Here is a 16,754-nt window from a genome sequence, read left to right on the forward strand (position 1 = left end):
GCGCGGGCTTAGTCCATCCGCGCCCCGCCCGCTCCCTCCCGGGGGGCCCCCCCCCCCCCCGGGGAGCGCCGCCGTCGTCGTCGGTGGCGACCGCCCGTCGCGGCCGTTCCGGCCGGCTCAGAACGGCCGCAACGCCGGTTCCTTCCGGGCCCCGCCCAACAGCCGCTCCAGCGCGCCCTCGACGTCGCCGCGCCAGGAGAGCGTGTTCCGGGCCTCCAGCCGCAGCCGCGGATAGCGGTGGTGCGGCCGGACCGTCTTGAAGCCGACCGCCAGCAGGTGATCCGCCGGCAGGACACAGCTCGTCGGCTGCCGGCCGACCGCGCCGAACGCCTCGATCGCCCGCACGCCACGCCCCATCAGATCCTTGGCCACGGTCTGCACCAGCACCCGGCCGATCCCCTGCCGCTGGTAGCCCGGGAGCACCCGGCTGACCATCAGCTGGACGGCGTCCGGCGAGACCGGACTGGTCGGGAACGACTGCGACCGCGGCACGTACGCCGGCGGGGCGTAGAGCACGAAGCCGGCGGGGTTGTCGTCCACGTAGACGATCCGGCCGCAGGAACCCCACTCCAGCAGCACGGCGGAGATCCACCCCTCCTTCTCCAGCTCCGGCTTCCCGGACTCGACCGCCGCCCGGCCGGTGACCGGATCCAGCTCCCAGAACACACAGGAGCGGCAGGTCGTCGGCAGGTCGTCGAGGTTGTCCAGCGTCAGCGGAACGATCCGGCGTCCCATGCCCCGCACCTCCTCGTCCACTCCACAGTCGAGCATTCCCCCCGAACGCCGATGGGTGCATGTTTCACGTGAAACACCCGCTCACGTGGAACATGCACCCGTCGAGATCCGTCGTCGGCCCCGGCTCAGCCCTGCGACAGCCGCAGCCCGTCCTCACCCGGCGCCAGACTGTCCAGGATCCGGTTGAGGTCCTCCACCGAGCCGAACTCCAGGACCACCTTGCCCTTGCCCAACTTGCCGCCGCGCTGCGAGACCTCCACCTTGACCCGGGTGTCGAAGCGGTCCGACAGCCGGCTCGCCAGATCGTTGAAGGCCGGCGAGAGCAGCTTGCCCGCCTTCGGCCCGGTCGCGCGCTTGGGCTTCGACTCCTGGCCGCTCAGCAGCGTGACGAGCTCCTCGATGTTGCGCACCGTGAGCCCCTCGGCGATGATCCGCCGGGCCAGCTCCTCCTGCTGCTCGGCGTCCGCCACCCCGAGCAGGGCCCGGGCGTGGCCGGCCGTCACCGTGCCGGCCGCCACCCTGCGCTGGACCCCCGGCGAGAGCTTCAGCAGCCGCAGGGTGTTGGAGACGTGCGAACGCGAGCGACCGATGCGGTCCGCCAGCTCGTCGTGGGTGCAGGAGAAGTCCCGCAGCAGCTGGTCGTAGGCGGCCGCCTCCTCCAGCGCGTTGAGTTCGGCCCGGTGCAGGTTCTCCAGCAGGGCGTCCAGCAGCAGCTTGTCGTCCTCGGTGGCCCGGACGATCGCCGGGATCTGCTCCAGCCCCGCCTCCCGGCAGGCCCGCCAGCGCCGCTCGCCCATGATGAGCTCGTAGCGCTCGGGCGCCACCTGGCGCACCACGACCGGCTGGAGCAGGCCCACCTCCTTGATCGAGGCGACCAGCTCGGCCAGCTTGTCCTCGTCGAAGACCTCGCGCGGCTGGCGCGGGTTCGGCGTGATCGAGTCCAGCGGCAGCTCGGCGAAGCGGGCCCCGTCCACCTGGGCGAGGGCCGATCCGGCGGCCTCCACCGCCAGCTCCCGCAGGCTCTCGGCGGCGGCCTTCGCCGCCACCGTGCCACGACCGGTCGGCAGCACCGGCACCGCCACCGGCGACACCGTCCCGGTGGACACCACCGAGGCCGGCCCGGACGGGGCCACCGCGGGCTGTACCGCCGCCCCGCCGACCGCCGGCGTGGCAGCCGGGATCAGCGCCCCGAGTCCTCGTCCCAGACCCCTGCGACCACTCACCGATTGCCCTCCGTCGTACCGTGCTGTGCCGTCGGGGCGTTCTGCCCCGGCTCGCTGCCCTGCTGCTGACCGGCGCGCTGCTGACCGACCACCGGGCCGCCGATGCCCGGCGCCCGCATCGCCAGCTCCCGGGCGGCCTCCAGGTAGGAGAGCGCACCGGTCGAGCCGGGGTCGTAGGTGAGCACCGTCTGACCGTAGCTGGGCGCCTCCGAGATCCGGACCGAGCGCGGGATCGCGGTCTGCAGCACCTCCTGCTGGAAGTGCGTCCGGACCTCCTCCGCCACCTGGGCGGCCAGCCTGGTCCGGGCGTCGTACATGGTGAGCAGGATGGTGGAGACGTGCAGCGTGGGATTGAGGTGCGCGCGGACCAGCTCGACGTTGCGCAGCAGCTGGCCGAGGCCCTCCAGCGCGTAGTACTCGCACTGGATCGGGATCAGCACCTCCTGGCCGGCGACCAGGGCGTTGACGGTCAACAGGCCGAGCGAGGGCGGGCAGTCGATCAGGATGTAGTCCAGCGGCTGCTCATAGGCGGCGATGGCCCGCTGCAGCCGGCTCTCGCGGGCGACCAGCGAGACCAGTTCGATCTCCGCGCCGGCCAGATCGATGGTGGCGGGGACGCAGAAGAGCCCCTCGACGTCCACCACCGGCTGCACCACGTCGGCCAGCGGCTTGCCCTCCACCAGGACGTCGTAGATCGACGGCACCTCGGCGTGGTGGTCGATACCGAGCGCCGTGGAGGCGTTGCCCTGCGGGTCGAGGTCCACCACCAGCACGCGCAGTCCGTGCATGGCGAGCGAGGCGGCCATATTGACGGTGCTGGTGGTCTTGCCCACCCCGCCCTTCTGGTTGGCGACCACGATCACCCGGGTGGCGGCGGGCCGGGGAAGTCCCTCACCCGCTCGGCCGATCGCCTGTACCGCAGCCTGGGCGGCACGCGCGATGGGCGTGTCATCGATCTGGTCGATGGTCTCCGAGTCCTGCATGGGGGTCAGTGTTTCACGTGAAACCGGAGCGGCGACAGTCGCCGCCCGGAAGAGACCAAGCCCGCGGCGCAGCCGCAGGTCGAGACTGTCGGAAAGCAGCGCGCGACGTTTCACGTGAAACACCATGCCCGCAATGTCGGAAATCTGACGGTGCGACACTCCGGTGGCCCGGAGTCACCCCGACGGCCCCCACCCGTCACCCGGGCGTCATGACGGCCCGCCGCACCACCCCCGGCCGGCCGCCGCACCACCCCTGGCGGGCGCCGCGCCGCTCCCCGCACCACCCGACTCCGCGATCGCCGCGGCGCCGGAAACACGAAGCGGGCGGGTGGCCCTCGGGGACCACCCGCCCGCTCAGGGCCCGGCTACGCTCAGCGGCTGCGGCGCCGTCCGCTCCGGCCACGCTCGCCGGTGCGCGCGGCGGCTCCGGCGTTGCGCCCGGCCCGGGCGGCCTTGGCCCGCCGGGTCGCCGCCTTCACCCCGCCGGGGCTCTCCCCCGCCTTGACCTGGATCACCCGGGTCGAGGTCTCCAGGGTGCCCTCGCCCACCGAGATGACCGTCCACTCGACCGCGCCGAGCTTGGCCAGCCCGGCTCGCGAATCGGCCAGCTCCTGCTCGGCGCTGTCGCCCTTGAGCGCCAGCATCTGGCCGTGCGGGCGCAGCAGCGGCATGCCCCAGCCGGCCAGCCGGTCCAGCGGCGCCACCGCCCGCGCCGTCACCACGTCCACCGCGAGCTTGCCGACCATCTCCTCGGCGCGGCCGCGCAGCACCGTGACGTTCTCCAGACCCAGCTCGCGGACCACCTCCTCCAGGAAGGTGGTCCGGCGCAGCAGCGGCTCCAGCAGCGTCACGGAGACGTCCGGACGCGCCAGCGCGACCGGGATGCCGGGCAGCCCGGCCCCGGAGCCGACGTCGCACAGGGTCGACCCGGGCGGCAGCAGCTCGGCGAGCACCGCGCAGTTCAGCACGTGGCGGTCCCAGAGCCGGGGCACCTCACGAGGGCCGATCAGCCCGCGCTGGACGCCCGCGGTGGCCAGCAGCTCGGTGTAGCGCACCGCCGCCTCGTAGCGGTCGCCGAAGACCTCCCGGGCGACGGCCGGGGCTTCGGCCGGCCCCTCGGCCGTCACGCCTTCGACGCCCGGGCCCTCAGCGGCCGAACCGCCGGCACCCGCCGCCGGCTCATCGGCAGCCGCGCTCTCCGTGTCCATCTCGACCTCTCCGCTCCCCGGATCCACCGACCCGCTCTCCGCACTGTTTCACGTGAAACACATCTCGCCGGGCCTGCGCCCCGCGAAGGGACGACGACCCCGCCCGCACGAGGCGGACGGGGTCGAGTCCTCTGAAGGTCACCGGTCGCCGAAGCGGCCGGTCATCGACTTCCCCGGGCTCAGGCCGGCAGCACGACCACGCACCGCTGGGGCTCCTCGCCCTCCGACTCGCTGCGCAGACCGGCCGCGGCGACGGCGTCGTGCACGACCTTGCGCTCGAAGGGCGTCATCGCCCGCAGCTTGACCTGCTCCCCCGAGCTCTTGGCCTGCTCCGCGGCCTGGGCCCCGAGCTCGGCCAGCTCGGTGCGCTTGCGGGCGCGGAAGCCCGCAATGTCCAGCATGAGGCGGCTGCGCTCGCCGGTCTCCCGGTGGACAGCCAACCGGGTCAGCTCCTGCAGGGCCTCCAGCACCTCGCCGTCCTGGCCGACCAGGCGCTGGAGCGAACGGTCGTTGCCTTCGCCGACGATGGAGACCAGGGCACGGTCGCCCTCGACGTCCATGTCGATGTCCCCGTCGAGGTCGGCGATGTCGAGCAGACCCTCCAGGTAGTCCGCCGCGATGTCGCCCTCCTGCTCCAGACGGGAGATGAGGCTCTCGTCGGCGCTGGAAGCGGCCTCGACCTCGACGGCGGAGGTGGTGCCTTCCGTCACTGATGGACTCCTTCGGGGATGGGCCCGAGTGGTGGGCCGGGAACGAGGTTCAGGGGGCCGCTGGGACGGTCCGGGGCCGATCGGGTCAGGACTTCTTCTTCGGCCGCTGGCCGCCCTGCCCACCGCGCTTCGACTGCTGCCGGGTGCCCTGCTGCCGGGCCGGGCCGGACTTGGCCCCGGCGGGCCTGGTCGCGGTCGGCTTGGCGCTGCCGGACTCGGCCGGAACGGCGGCCTCGGGCTCCTCGGCCGGGGCCGGGGCGTCCTTGGTCAGGCTGGCCGCCGGCGCGGCACCGGTGTGCTGGCGCTGCGACTTGGTCTGCTTGCGCGGCTGCTGGCGACGCACCTGCACCGCGTCCTCGACGACGGCGGCGGCGGACGTGGCCGTCTTCTTCGGGGGCAGGATGCCCCACAGGGCGCCCTTGATCTCCGAGCCGTCGGGGTTGATGCGGCCGGCCTTCTTCAGACGGACCTGGCGCTCGTCCCACGCCTTGCTGCCGGGCGTCGGGTTGTTCCGGATGACGATCAGCTGCTGGCCCATCGACCAGACGTTGGTGGTCAGCCAGTAGACCAGCACACCGACGGGGAAGTTGATGCCCATCACGGCGAACATGATCGGGAAGACGTACATCAGCATCTTCTGCTGCTGCATGAACGGCGTCTTGACCGTGAGGTCCACGTTCTTGGTCATGAGCTGGCGCTGCGTGATGAACTGCGACAGCGACATCAGGATGATCATGATGGCGACGACGATCTTGACGCTGACATCACTGCTGCCGACGAAGGTCGCCGACAGCGGGGCGCCGAAGATGTGCGCCTGCTGGGCGGAGTCGAGCAGGGTGCCGTCGATGACGCCGATCGGCTTGCCGTCGGCCACCTTGGCGAGCACACCGTAGAGGGCGGTGAAGAACGGCGCCTGGACGAGGATGGGAAGGCAGCTGGAGAACGGGTTGGTACCCGCATCCTTGTACAGCTTCATCATCTCTTCGGACTGGCGCTGCTTGTCGTTCTTGTAGCGCTCCTGGATGGCCTTCATCTTCGGCTGGATCGCCTGCATGGCCCGGGTCGCCTTGATCTGCTTCACGAAGAGCGGGATCAGGCAGATCCGGATGACGACCACCATCGAGGCGATGGCAAGACCCCAGGCCCAGCCACCGTTCGGGTCGAAGACGTGGCTGTACAGCGAGTGGAACTGGACGATGATCCAGGACACCGCTGTGTACAGGGGGTTCAGGAAGGAGAAGGTCACCGGTCAGGCTCCTTGGACATTGGGATCGGCCCCACGGGACCAATGGTCGCCGGGCCCTCTGGGTCCGGACCGGCGGGGGGCGTGGTCACCGGCGGTCCGGCGGCGGACCCGCGGCTCAGCAGGTCGCGCAGCCGGCGGTGCCACACCGGGTGCTTGCGCGGCGGAACATGATCGACCCCGCCGGGCGTCCACGGATTGCAGCGCAGGATGCGCCACGCGGTCAGGCCGCCGCCCTTGACCGCCCCGTGCACCTTGACGGCCTCGAAGCCGTAGTGCGAGCAGGAGGGGTAATAGCGGCAGACCGGACCGAGCAGTGGGCTGATGGTCCACTGGTAGACCCTGATCAGACCCATCAGCAGGTACTTCATCGACCTGCTCCCGTCGGCGCCGTGGCGGCGGGTTCCGCCTTCAGCAGCCGCTTGAGCGCCGCGTCCAGGTCGCGTTCGAGGTCCTGGTACGAGGCGGACGCGGCCTGGGGCAGCGCACGCACCACTATCAGGCTACCGGCGGGCAGCCTGGACAGACGATCACGGACAAGATGGCGCAGTCGGCGCTTGACCAGGTTACGGACGACCGCCGGACCGACGGCCTTGCTCACGACGAAACCCGCACGCGCCGAAGGAGTCCCCTCGGCGACGTGCGGGCGGGAGTCGCTGGTCCGGTCGGCCTGCCCCACGGGGTCGCCGTCTCTGCTGAGATGGACGACCAGTAGGGGCCGGCCGGCCCGGCGACCGCGTTTCACCGCGGTCGCGAAGTCCTGGCGCCGCCGCAGCCGATTCTCGGAGGGCAGCACAACAGACTCTGGCGCGGATCAGGCGGAGATGGCGCTGCGGCCCTTGCCACGGCGGGCGGCCAGGATGGCACGGCCGGCGCGGGTACGCATACGCAGCCGGAAGCCGTGGGTCTTCGCGCGGCGACGGTTGTTCGGCTGGAAGGTGCGCTTGCTCACTCGGGGGCTCCTGAGGTGAATCGTAGGATGACGGGTGGTCGCTTGGCCGTCACCGTGCGTCCGCGTGATCTCCCCTGATACGGAAATCCGACCCGTCCTCCCAGTTCGGCTGGGGTTCAGGGCAATCCACGGCGCCCGTGCTGCGCGCCTTATGGAGCGGGTGGACCCGCGGACATGCGGCAGCGGCCATCGACAACTCGACCTGGTTACGGTACGCGGGACGGGGCACGAGGGTCAAACCAGCCGTCCGCGCCGGACGGTCCGGACCGGGCCGGGGGCCTGCGTCGCCCACAGCCTGTGGACAACGACTTGATCCAGCTCTGTTCGCTGACTACCGTTGCAGGACTTGTCTGGTTTTGTTCTTCGTCAACGGACACAGATCCACAGTCTCTTGATCCACCACCCCTGCTGGAGCCGCGGGGAACCGAGAAAGCGTGCACCAGTGGCTGATGTCAACAGCGACCTCGTCCCGGTCTGGGCGAGAGTCGTCGAGCGGCTGGTCGGCGACCCGGACGTCGGGGAGATGGACAAGCAGTGGGTGCAGCGCACCCAGCCGATGTGGATGATGCACGACACCGCCCTGCTGGCGACCCCCAACGAGCGGGCCAAGCAGGTGCTGGAGGGGCGGTTGCTGCCCCAGCTGACCGAGGCCCTCAGCCGTGAACTCAGCCGCCCGGTCCGGATCGCGGTGATGGTCGACGCCAACGCCGTCCCCACCACCCTCGCGCCGGCCCACGACGAGCCGCCGGGCGCCGAGCCGTACCAGCGCGGCGAGGCCGGCGACTACGGGCACCAGGGCTACGAGCGCCCCTACGAGTCCGAGTACGAGCACGACCAGTACGAGGGCGGCGGCTACCAGGAGCACCCGGCCCCCCCGTACGGCACGGGCCGGCCGGGCGGCTACGGCGCGCCGCCGCAGAGCCAGTCCTGGGAGAGCCACCAGGGCTACCCCGACCACGGTGCCGGCTACCCCGAGCAGGAGCCGCCCGCCCAGCGCCCGGCTCCCCGGCAGCTGCCCGGCCCCTCGGCGACCACCCAGGGCGACCTCTTCGGCGGCGCCTACGGCCCCGGTCCCGGCGAGCACCCGCGGACCGCCGCCGGCCGGCGCGGCCCCGGCGGCCGCCCGGCCCCCGGCCGCCCCGCGGAGAAGCCCGGCCCCGAGCGAGCGCCCGACCGCCAGGCCGTCCCCGGCGTGCCGGCGCCGCCCGGCGCTCCCCCGGCCGGCGGCTCCCGCAAGGACGAGCCCGCGGCCCGGCTGAACCCCAAGTACCTCTTCGACACCTTCGTCATCGGCGCGAGCAACCGGTTCGCGCACGCGGCGGCGGTGGCCGTCGCCGAGGCGCCGGCCAAGGCGTACAACCCGCTCTTCATCTACGGCGAGTCCGGGCTGGGCAAGACCCACCTGCTGCACGCCATCGGGCACTACTCGCGCAGCCTCTTCCCGGGGACCCGGGTGCGCTACGTGTCCTCGGAGGAGTTCACCAACGAGTTCATCAACTCGATCCGGGACGGCAAGGCGGACGCGTTCCGCAAGCGGTACCGGGACATGGACATCCTGCTCGTGGACGATGTGCAGTTCCTCGCGAGCAAGGAGTCCACGCAGGAGGAGTTCTTCCACACCTTCAACACCCTGCACAACGCGAACAAGCAGATCGTCCTCTCGTCCGACCGGCCGCCCAAGCAGCTGATCACGCTGGAGGACCGGCTGCGGAACCGCTTCGAGTGGGGGCTGATCACCGACGTCACCCCGCCGGAGCTGGAGACCAGGATCGCGATCCTGCGCAAGAAGGCGATCCAGGAGCAACTGAACGCTCCCGCCGACGTGTTGGAGTTCATCGCGTCCCGGATCACCCGCAACATCCGGGAGTTGGAGGGCGCCCTGATCCGGGTCACCGCCTTCGCGAACCTCAACCGGGCGCCGGTGGACCTGGAGTTGGCCGGCATCGTCCTCAAGGACCTGATCCCCGGCGGGGACGAGGACGCCGGCCCCGAGATCACCGCGCAGGTCATCATGCAGCAGACCGCGGCCTACTTCGGGCTGGGTGTGGACGACCTCTGCGGCTCCTCCCGCAGCCGGGTGCTGGTGACGGCGCGCCAGATCGCCATGTACCTCTGCCGGGAGCTGACCGACCTCTCGCTGCCGAAGATCGGCGCGCAGTTCGGCGGGCGCGACCACACCACGGTGATGCACGCCGACCGCAAGATCCGGTCGCTGATGGCCGAGCGGCGCTCGATCTACAACCAGGTCACCGAACTGACCAACCGCATCAAGAGCTAGCCGGCCGGCCCGCGGGCCGCCACGCACCCCCTGGAAGGGCGTCAGGAGCGATCCTGACGCCCTTTCGGCGTATCCACAGGTGTGTACCGCCGGTCGGCTGGGCAGGAATGCCCCGACGGACGCTCAGCCCGCCCGCCGCCCGCGCCGAACATCCGACCGATGGTTCGAACACCCCGGGTGCGCAGGGCCGTTGTCCACAGGCGGGGCCGGTTCTCCACCGTCCACAGGCCCGGGGCCTGCGAGTTATCCAGAATTCCTCCACAGGCTGCGCGCCGCTACGCTCTTCCGCGCAGGTCAGGTGCCTGTGGACTTGTGCACAACGGTTATCCACAGGATGTGGACAACTGGCGGGCCGTCAGTGGGCCATTCGAGTTGTCCACCGCTTGTCCCCAGGGAAGCGGCGGTTATCCCCAGGTTGTCCACAGCGGCGTCCACAGTTCGACAACCGTGGGCCGGCGTTCATGCCCTGGTGTGAAAGGCGTCACGAAATGTTGACCGGCCCCCGTGGATAACCGGGCCCGGATCTGGGGACAGCGCTGGGGATAACCTGTGGATACCCAATGTGCCCTGTGGGTAACGCTCCGCTGTCCACAGCGGGCCCTGTTCGTCCACAGCTGCCGTCCACACCCACTGTGGACAAAAAACCGGGCCTGACCTGCGCAAACAGGGTTATCCACGGTTTCCACAGGCCCTACTACTACCACTACACCTATAGACCCATCGAAACGCTTGAAAGCAGGTGGGGCCGAAATCTGTGGACAACCGCTCCCCGACATCTGTTCGGTCTGCTTCCGCCCGTCTGCCCCGTCTGTCGGTGGAGTACGTCAGACTGTCCTCTGGCGACTGGACGCGGAGTGGCACAGCTCGGCGGTCGGCCGCACCGACGACCAAGATCAGTAGAACCAGACTTTGCGAGCGGGAGCGCTCGATCCAGGAGGCGGTTACCGGTGAAGTTCCGGGTGGAGCGTGACGTCCTCGCGGAGGCGGTGGCCTGGGCTGCCCGCAGCCTCCCGGCACGGCCGCCGGTGCCGGTGCTGGCCGGCCTGCTGCTGACGGCACAGGAGGGCAGCCTGGCGCTGTCCGGCTTCGACTACGAGGTCTCGGCCCGGGTCGAGCTGGAGGCCGACATCGAGGAGGCCGGCACCGTGCTGGTGTCCGGCCGGCTGCTCAACGACATCTCGCGCAACCTTCCCAACAGGCCTGTGGAGATCTCCACCGACGGCCAGCGGGTCAGCGTGGTCTGCGGCAGCTCCCGGTTCACCCTCCCCACCCTGCCGGTGGACGAGTACCCGGCCCTGCCCCAGATGCCGACCGCGACCGGCACCGTCTCCGGTGACGTGTTCGCCTCCGCGGTCAGCCAGGCCGCGGTGGCCGCCGGCCGGGACGACACCCTGCCGGTGCTCACCGGTGTGCGGGTCGAGATCGAGGGCGACCGGATCACCCTGGCCGCCACCGACCGCTACCGCTTCGCCGTCCGTGAGCTGCTCTGGAAGCCCGAGCAGCCGGACATCTCCGCGGTCGCCCTGGTGCCCGCGAAGACCCTGCAGGACATCGCCAAGTCCCTGGGCAGCGGCGACACCGTCTCGATCGCGCTCTCCTCGGGCGGCGCCGGCGAGGGCCTGATCGGCTTCGAGGGCGCCGGCCGCCGGACCACCACCCGGCTGCTGGAGGGCGAGTTCCCCAAGTTCCGCAGCCTCTTCCCGACGGAGTTCAGCGCCGTCGCCGCGATCCAGACCCAGCCCTTCCTGGAGGCGCTCAAGCGCGTCTCGCTGGTCGCCGAGCGCAACACCCCGGTGCGGCTCAACTTCGAGCAGGGCGTGCTGACGCTGGAGGCCGGTTCGGGCGACGACGCCCAGGCCACCGAGCGGATCGACGCGGACCTGGAGGGCGACGACATCTCGATCGCCTTCAACCCGGGCTACCTGGAGGAGGGCCTCAAGGCCATCGACTCCGCCTACGCCCAGCTGAGCTTCACCACGCCGACCAAGCCGGCGCTGCTCAGCGGCAAGGCCTCGGTGGACACCGAGGCCGACGAGGCCTACCAGTACCTGATCATGCCGGTCCGCCTCTCCGGCTGACCGCCGGCCCGGGGCGGCTCCGGCCGCCCCGCCGTCGTCACGCGCGTACCCACAGGCCGTGCGCACAGCCTGTGGAAGGCCTCCCCCGGTCGGCCCGACCACGGGGAGGCCCTCGCGCTTCAGCGCGTAGGCTCAAGGCAGCGCGGCAACGGCGCCGCAGGCAGGCACGTCACCACAGGTAAGGACTTGGTCATGGAGCTCGGCCTCATCGGTCTCGGCAAGATGGGCGGCAACATGCGCGAGCGGATCCGCCGCGCCGGCCACACCGTCATCGGCTACGACCGCAACCCGGACATCTCCGACGTCGAGAGCCTCCAGGAGCTCGTCACCAAGCTCCAGGGCCCGCGCGTGGTCTGGGTCATGGTCCCGGCCGGGGCCGCCACCCAGGCGACCGTGGACGAGCTCGCCGAGCTGCTCTCCCCCGGCGACGTGGTGGTGGACGGCGGGAACTCCCGCTGGACGGACGACATCAAGCACGCCGAGTCGCTGGCCGCCAAGGGCATCGGCTTCGTGGACTGCGGTGTCTCGGGCGGGGTCTGGGGCCTGGAGAACGGCTACGCGCTGATGTACGGCGGCGACGCCGAGCACGTGGCCAAGGCCCAGCCGGTCTTCGACGCGCTCAAGCCCGAGGGCGACTTCGGCGCGGTGCACGCGGGCGCCGTCGGCGCCGGCCACTTCGCCAAGATGGTCCACAACGGCATCGAGTACGCGATGATGCAGGCCTTCGCCGAGGGCTGGGAGCTGCTGGAGGCGGCCCCCGAGGTCACCGACGTGCGCGAGGTCTTCCGCAGCTGGCAGGAGGGCACGGTCATCCGTTCCTGGCTGCTCGACCTCGCCGTCCGCGCCCTGGACGACGACGAGCACCTGGCCAAGCTCAAGGGCTGGGCCGCCGACTCCGGCGAGGGCCGCTGGACCGTCGAGGCCGCCATCGACCACGCCGTGCCGCTGCCGGCGATCACCGCCTCCCTCTTCGCGCGGTTCGCCTCCCGCCAGGACGACTCGCCGCAGATGAAGATGATCGCCGCGCTGCGCAACCAGTTCGGCGGCCACGCGGTCGAGTCGAAGTAACCGAGAACGACCGGCCTTCCCGGGGCAGCCCCCGGGAAGGCCACCGTCCCAGAAGGCGAGCGCAGTCCACAGCCATGCACGTCGCGCATCTGTCGCTCGCCGACTTCCGGTCCTACGCCCAGGTCGAGGTACCGCTCGACCCGGGCGTGACGGCGTTCGTCGGGCCCAACGGCCAGGGCAAGACCAACCTGGTCGAGGCCGTCGGCTACGTCGCCACGCTGGGCAGCCACCGGGTGGCCACCGACGCCCCGCTGATCCGCCTCGGCGCCGAGCGGGCGGTGATCCGCACCTCGGTGGTGGCCGGCGCCCGCACCACGCTGGTCGAACTGGAGATCACCCCGGGCAAGGCCAACCGAGCCCGGATCAACCGCTCCGACAACGTCCGGCCGAGGGACGTCCTGGGCCTGCTGCGGACGGTGCTGTTCGCCCCCGAGGACCTCAGCCTGGTCAAGGGCGACCCGGGCGAGCGCCGGCGCTTCCTGGACGAGCTGCTGACCGCCCGCGCCCCCCGGCTGGCCGGTGTGCGGCAGGACTACGAGCGGGTGCTCAAACAGCGCAACGCCCTGCTGAAGACCGCCGCGATGGCCCGCCGGTCCGGCGGCGGCAAGGGCGCCGACCTCTCCACCCTGGAAGTCTGGGACGGCCATCTGGCCCGCGCCGGGGCCGAGTTGACGGCCTTCCGGATCCAGCTGACGGCCTCCCTGCAGCCGCTGGTGACCGCCGCCTACGGGCAACTCGCCCCCGGCGGCGGCGAGACCGTGCTGGAGTACCGCAGCTCCTTCGAGGGCGAGTTGCCGACCAGCCGTGAGCAGGCCGAGGAGCAGCTGCTGGAGGCCCTGCGGGCCGCCCGCAAGCAGGAGGTCGAGCGCGGCCTGACGCTGGTCGGGCCGCACCGCGACGAGCTGGGGCTCCGGCTCGGACCGCTGCCCGCCAAGGGCTACGCCAGTCACGGGGAGTCCTGGTCGTACGCGCTGGCGCTCCGGCTGGCCTCCTACGAACTGCTGCGCGCCGACGGCGGCGAGCCGGTGCTGATCCTCGACGACGTCTTCGCCGAGCTGGACGCCACCCGCCGGGACCGGCTGGCGGAGCTGGTCGCCGGGGGCGAGCAGGTGCTGGTCACCGCGGCGGTCGCGGAGGACGTGCCGAAGGCGCTGGCCGGGGCCCGGTACGCGGTGGCCGACGGCGCGGTGCGCCGGGTCGACGCCTGACCCCACTGATCCGCCGTCCCGCCGTCCCGCTGATCCGCGACACCGCCGCCGGATCCCCGCTCCGCCGCACCCACCGACCTGCCCTGCGACCCGTCCGGCGTGCCCGGCGTGCCATCGGTCGGGCCCGCTCCCGTACGCTGGACGGCTCACCGGCGCGCCGTCGCGACCGTTGTCCACAGGCTGGGGAAAGGAGATCGACATGAGCGATCCGACCGGGACGTCCCCTCAGCCGGGAGCCCTCGCACGCGCCGGCGCCCAGCCCACCGCCGCCCCGCCGGACGACGCGGCGCCGACCGGCGCCGACCTGGCGCGCTCGGCACTGCGGGCCGCCCGCGCCCAGGCCCGTCAGCGGGGCGACCAGGTCCGGGAGAAGCGCGAGGCGAAGCGGCACGGGCTGCGCAGCGGGGCCCGCTCGGACGGTCGCGACCCGGTGCCGCTCGGGGCGGCGCTGAACCGGCTGCTGACCGAGCGCGGCTGGGAGTCCTCGGCGGCGGTCGGCGGGGTGATGGGCCGTTGGGCGCAGATCGTCGGGCCGGACATCTCGGCGCACTGTGAGCCCACCTCCTACGACGAGGCGGCCGCAGTGCTCACCGTACAGTGCGACTCCACTGCCTGGGCCACCCAACTGCGTTGGCTGGCACGTCAGTTGGTGGCTCGGCTGAACCACGAGCTGGGGCGCGGAACGGTCAAGACGATCAAGGTGCTGGGCCCGGCCGCGCCGGTCCGCGGCTACGGCCGGCTGCGCGCGCCGGGGAGCAAGGGGCCGGGCGACACCTGGGGGTGACCGCGGTCGCCCGGGATCGAGCGGACCGGAATCTTCCGGAACCCCTGACGGCCCTTCCAGGCGCTCTGGGCCCCCGGGGCGAGTATCGGGACATGTGCAGAGGGGATTCAGGGCGGCGTATCTGCCCTCAGGGGCTGCCAAAAGCCCATCTCTGTCAGTCCTACCGGTAGACTGAGAGCCAAACACTGTTGCTAGTGGCAACCGAGTCGAAACGCCGTGGTCGCACGCCCGCCCACACGGGGCGGGGATGCGGCCCGTGCTGTGCCAGAGAGGGCGCTTCGTGGCCGATTCCGGCAACCCCAGCCAGACCCCAGACCAGACCGAGCAGGCGGCCGAGAGCACCTACACCGGAAGCAACATCCAGGTGCTGGAGGGCCTCGACGCCGTCCGCAAGCGCCCCGGCATGTACATCGGCTCGACCGGTGAGCGTGGCCTGCATCACCTGGTGCAGGAGGTCGTGGACAACTCCGTCGACGAGGCGATGGCCGGGTACGCCGACACCATCGACGTCACGCTCCTCGCCGACGGCGCGGTCCGCGTCGTCGACAACGGCCGAGGCATCCCGGTGGACATCGTCCCCGGGCAGGAGAAGCCGGCCGTCGAGGTCGTGCTCACCGTGCTGCACGCGGGCGGCAAGTTCGGCGGCGGCGGCTACGCCGTCTCCGGCGGTCTGCACGGCGTCGGTGTCTCCGTGGTGAACGCCCTCTCCACCCGTCTCGCGGTGGAGATCCACAGGGACGGCCACCGGTGGACCCAGGAGTACAAGATGGGCGCGCCGACCGCCGCCCTGGTCAAGGGCGAGTCCACCGACCGCACCGGCACCACCGTCACGTTCTGGGCCGACCCGGACATCTTCGAGACCACGGTCTACTCCTTCGAGACGCTCTCCCGGCGCTTCCAGGAGATGGCGTTCCTGAACAAGGGCCTGACCATCTCGCTGACCGACGAGCGCCCGGAGCACGCCGACGAGGAGGGCAGGCCGCTCTCCGTCACGTACCGGTACGACGGCGGCATCGCCGACTTCGTCGCGCACCTCAACTCCCGCAAGGGCGAGGTGATCCACCCCTCGGTGATCGACTTCGAGTCCGAGGACAAGGAGAAGACGATCTCGGTGGAGGTCGCGATGCAGTGGAACTCCTCGTACACCGAGGGTGTCTACTCCTTCGCCAACACCATCCACACGCACGGCGGCGGCACCCACGAGGAGGGCTTCCGCGCCGCGCTGACCGGCCTGGTCAACCGCTACGCGCGGGACAAGAAGCTGCTCCGCGAGAAGGACGACAACCTCTCCGGCGAGGACATCCGCGAGGGTCTGACCGCGATCATCTCGGTCAAGCTCGGTGAGCCGCAGTTCGAGGGCCAGACCAAGGACAAGCTGGGCAACACCGAGGCGAAGACCTTCGTCCAGCGGGTCGTCCACGAGCAGCTGAACGACTGGCTGGACCGCAACCCGAACGAGGCCGCGGACATCATCCGCAAGTCCATCCAGGCCGCCACCGCGCGCGTGGCCGCCCGGAAGGCCCGGGACCTGACGCGCCGCAAGGGCCTGCTGGAGTCGGCCTCGCTGCCCGGCAAGCTGAGCGACTGCCAGTCCAAGGACCCCTCCGAGTGCGAGATCTTCATCGTCGAGGGTGACTCCGCCGGCGGCTCCGCCAAGCAGGGCCGGGACCCGCGCGTCCAGGCGATCCTGCCGATCCGCGGCAAGATCCTGAACGTCGAGAAGGCCCGGATCGACAAGGTCCTGCAGAATACCGAGGTCCAGGCGCTGATCTCGGCCTTCGGCTGCGGCATCCAGGAGGACTACGACGAGTCCAAGCTCCGCTATCACAAGATCGTCCTGATGGCGGACGCCGACGTCGACGGGCAGCACATCCGCACCCTGCTGCTCACCCTGCTGTTCCGCTTCATGCGGCCGCTGGTCGAGTCCGGCTACGTCTACCTGGCGATGCCGCCGCTGTACAAGATCAAGTGGGGCAAGGACGACTTCGACTACGTCTACTCCGACCGCGAGCGCGACGCCACCATCGCGGCGGGCGTCGCGGCCGGTCGCCGGCTGCCCAAGGACGACGCGATCCAGCGCTTCAAGGGTCTCGGCGAGATGAACGCCGAGGAACTGCGGGTGACCACCATGGACCAGGCCCACCGCCTGCTGCAGCAGATCACCCTGGAGGACGCGGCCCGCGCCGACGACCTCTTCTCCGTCCTGATGGGCGAGGACGTCGAGGCCCGCCGCTCCTTCATCCAGCGCAACGCCAAGGACGTCCGCTTCCTGGACGTGTGACGG

At 71.2% G+C, this 16,754-nt stretch carries 15 protein-coding genes; 6 read left to right on the forward strand and 9 right to left on the reverse strand.

The window, feature by feature from the left end:
* Positions 1-117 precede the first annotated feature (117 nt).
* The 9 genes from ACFXHB_RS18950 to rpmH all read right to left on the reverse strand — a co-directional run bounded on the left by ACFXHB_RS18950 (position 118) and on the right by rpmH (position 7,054).
* Positions 118-735, reverse strand: coding sequence for a GNAT family N-acetyltransferase (locus tag ACFXHB_RS18950; protein WP_380575550.1), 618 nt, complete (start codon positions 733-735; stop codon positions 118-120).
* Between the two features lie 125 nt (positions 736-860).
* Positions 861-1,958: a ParB/RepB/Spo0J family partition protein gene (locus tag ACFXHB_RS18955; RefSeq protein WP_380575552.1), complete on the reverse strand. Its 1,098-nt coding sequence runs from the start codon at positions 1,956-1,958 to the stop codon at positions 861-863.
* Entirely contained in the window at positions 1,955-3,019 is a 1,065-nt protein-coding gene (locus tag ACFXHB_RS18960; protein WP_380575617.1) for a ParA family protein, read from the reverse strand. The genes ACFXHB_RS18955 and ACFXHB_RS18960 overlap by 4 nt, the downstream gene beginning before the upstream one ends.
* A gap of 293 nt (positions 3,020-3,312) precedes the next feature.
* Positions 3,313-4,149: a 16S rRNA (guanine(527)-N(7))-methyltransferase RsmG gene (rsmG, locus tag ACFXHB_RS18965; protein ID WP_380575554.1), complete on the reverse strand. Its 837-nt coding sequence runs from the start codon at positions 4,147-4,149 to the stop codon at positions 3,313-3,315.
* A 179-nt stretch (positions 4,150-4,328) separates the two neighbouring features.
* Positions 4,329-4,859 carry a protein jag gene (locus ACFXHB_RS18970; protein WP_380575555.1) on the reverse strand — a complete coding sequence of 177 codons (531 nt, stop codon included), beginning with the start codon at positions 4,857-4,859 and terminating at the stop codon, positions 4,329-4,331.
* 85 nt (positions 4,860-4,944) lie between these two features.
* Positions 4,945-6,105: a membrane protein insertase YidC gene (gene yidC / locus ACFXHB_RS18975; RefSeq protein WP_380575557.1), complete on the reverse strand. Its 1,161-nt coding sequence runs from the start codon at positions 6,103-6,105 to the stop codon at positions 4,945-4,947.
* Positions 6,102-6,473 (reverse strand): membrane protein insertion efficiency factor YidD, encoded by a 372-nt coding sequence (yidD, locus tag ACFXHB_RS18980; RefSeq protein ID WP_380575559.1) that lies wholly within the window; start codon positions 6,471-6,473, stop codon positions 6,102-6,104. Before yidD ends, yidC begins: the two co-directional genes overlap by 4 nt.
* Positions 6,470-6,898 (reverse strand): ribonuclease P protein component, encoded by a 429-nt coding sequence (rnpA, locus tag ACFXHB_RS18985; RefSeq protein ID WP_380575561.1) that lies wholly within the window; start codon positions 6,896-6,898, stop codon positions 6,470-6,472. The genes yidD and rnpA overlap by 4 nt, the downstream gene beginning before the upstream one ends.
* An 18-nt stretch (positions 6,899-6,916) precedes the next feature.
* Positions 6,917-7,054, reverse strand: coding sequence for a 50S ribosomal protein L34 (gene rpmH, locus ACFXHB_RS18990; protein ID WP_148643823.1), 138 nt, complete (start codon positions 7,052-7,054; stop codon positions 6,917-6,919).
* Positions 7,055-7,496: 442 nt separating this feature from the next.
* On the opposite strand from rpmH, the gene dnaA reads away from it, so the two are divergent.
* The 6 genes from dnaA to gyrB all read left to right on the forward strand — a co-directional run bounded on the left by dnaA (position 7,497) and on the right by gyrB (position 16,751).
* Positions 7,497-9,332 carry a chromosomal replication initiator protein DnaA gene (dnaA, locus tag ACFXHB_RS18995; RefSeq protein ID WP_380575562.1) on the forward strand — a complete coding sequence of 612 codons (1,836 nt, stop codon included), beginning with the start codon at positions 7,497-7,499 and terminating at the stop codon, positions 9,330-9,332.
* Positions 9,333-10,279: 947 nt separating this feature from the next.
* The gene (gene dnaN / locus ACFXHB_RS19000; RefSeq protein ID WP_380575563.1) at positions 10,280-11,410 is read left to right on the forward strand and encodes a DNA polymerase III subunit beta; all 1,131 of its coding nucleotides are present in this window, start codon (positions 10,280-10,282) and stop codon (positions 11,408-11,410) included.
* Between the two features lie 192 nt (positions 11,411-11,602).
* Positions 11,603-12,478 (forward strand): phosphogluconate dehydrogenase (NAD(+)-dependent, decarboxylating), encoded by an 876-nt coding sequence (gene gnd, locus ACFXHB_RS19005; protein ID WP_380575565.1) that lies wholly within the window; start codon positions 11,603-11,605, stop codon positions 12,476-12,478.
* A gap of 74 nt (positions 12,479-12,552) precedes the next feature.
* Positions 12,553-13,686 carry a DNA replication/repair protein RecF gene (gene recF, locus ACFXHB_RS19010; RefSeq protein WP_380575567.1) on the forward strand — a complete coding sequence of 378 codons (1,134 nt, stop codon included), beginning with the start codon at positions 12,553-12,555 and terminating at the stop codon, positions 13,684-13,686.
* 199 nt (positions 13,687-13,885) lie between these two features.
* A complete protein-coding gene (locus ACFXHB_RS19015) occupies positions 13,886-14,470 on the forward strand; it encodes a DUF721 domain-containing protein (RefSeq protein ID WP_380575568.1) in 585 nt (194 codons plus the stop codon).
* Positions 14,471-14,726: 256 nt separating this feature from the next.
* Positions 14,727-16,751 (forward strand): DNA topoisomerase (ATP-hydrolyzing) subunit B, encoded by a 2,025-nt coding sequence (gyrB, locus tag ACFXHB_RS19020; protein ID WP_380575570.1) that lies wholly within the window; start codon positions 14,727-14,729, stop codon positions 16,749-16,751.
* Positions 16,752-16,754 lie beyond the last annotated feature (3 nt).

Origin of the sequence: Kitasatospora sp. NPDC059327 (genome assembly GCF_042752535.1) — a bacterium.
Classification (GTDB): Bacteria; Actinomycetota; Actinomycetes; order Streptomycetales; family Streptomycetaceae; genus Kitasatospora.